The following is a 1,010-nucleotide window of genomic DNA, read 5'->3' on the forward strand; positions in this document are numbered from 1 at the left end:
TTCAATGGGGTCAGGTTTGCGGCCGCGCAGTCCCGAACAGACTAACGCTCAGCAGCGTCCCGGCTTGAGCGCGCAGACGCACCGGCGCAGTGCCACCTGGCATGACCACCGCAACGTCGCCCGCCTCAACCCAGCCAGCTCGCCACGCCGCGCAGGCCACGGCACTGGCGCTGGTACCGGATGACGCCGTGGGGCCTTCGCCTCGTTCAAACACCCGCGCTATCACGCGCTTGGCAGACTCTCGCGCAGCCCATTGGAGATTGACTCCAGCGGCGCAGGGCTGGCCGTTGCCCACGGGAGGCGCGAAGGCAATCGCCTTCAAGGGCTCGAACAGCGCCGGTTGCTGCATTTGCGGGTTATCTGGCAACGCCGACGCCTGCTCGACCAAGGTCACGCAATGGGGGTTTCCCACACGCACAAATTGGCTGCGCCACCACAGCGGGTTGATCGCCGCCAGCTCGCTGACGTGGCTGAGCCCGGATTCAACCCCTTGAGCCCCCACCGCCGTAGGCCCGAACTCGGGCATACCCAATGCGAGCCAAAAGCCCTCGGCCTGCTCGTAAACCGCCGGCTCAACCTGCGTGACCACGGGTGACAAGGCGTCCAATTTGTCGTGATGCACACGCAGCTCACAGGTCGCGGTCATCAGGCCTTGGTCAGTGAGCCCCTGGGCAAAGATGGTCAAGCCGTTACCACTGCGTTCGGCCAGGGTACCGTCGGTATTGACGATCAGCAGGTCAAAAGGCGGCTCGGCCTGGAACGGCCCCACCAGCAGACCATCGCAGCGGTGGGCCTTGGCATCGGGCGGGGGCGGCACTGAGCCCCAACCGCATTCGGCGGCGATGGCTGCCGGTGCCCACGACGCCCGATTACTTGCCGCCCGGGCTGCGCTCGACGGCACCTCGATGCCTTGGCCGCTCAGAGCCTCGGGGCTTACGACCCCATAGATATTGCCCCGCGCATCATAGAACCGGGTCATGTCACTACCTTCCAGAGAATTTTCATCCACC

At 65.3% G+C, this 1,010-nt stretch carries 1 protein-coding gene; it reads right to left on the bottom strand.

Features of this window, described 5'->3' with window-relative positions; translation table 11 throughout:
* Nucleotides 1-10 precede the first annotated feature (10 nt).
* The gene (locus H8F21_RS29435; RefSeq protein WP_159961559.1) at nucleotides 11-979 is read right to left on the bottom strand and encodes a diaminopimelate epimerase; all 969 of its coding nucleotides are present in this window, start codon (nucleotides 977-979) and stop codon (nucleotides 11-13) included.
* Nucleotides 980-1,010: the final 31 nt, after the last annotated feature.

It is taken from the genome of Pseudomonas arcuscaelestis, assembly GCF_016881005.1.
Lineage (GTDB): Bacteria > Pseudomonadota > Gammaproteobacteria > Pseudomonadales > Pseudomonadaceae > Aquipseudomonas > Aquipseudomonas arcuscaelestis.

Excerpts from the sequence above, each read along its gene's own strand:
- H8F21_RS29435 (WP_159961559.1), bottom strand. The coding sequence starts at position 979 with ATGACCCGGTTCTATGATGCGCGGGGCAATATCTATGGGGTCGTAAGC.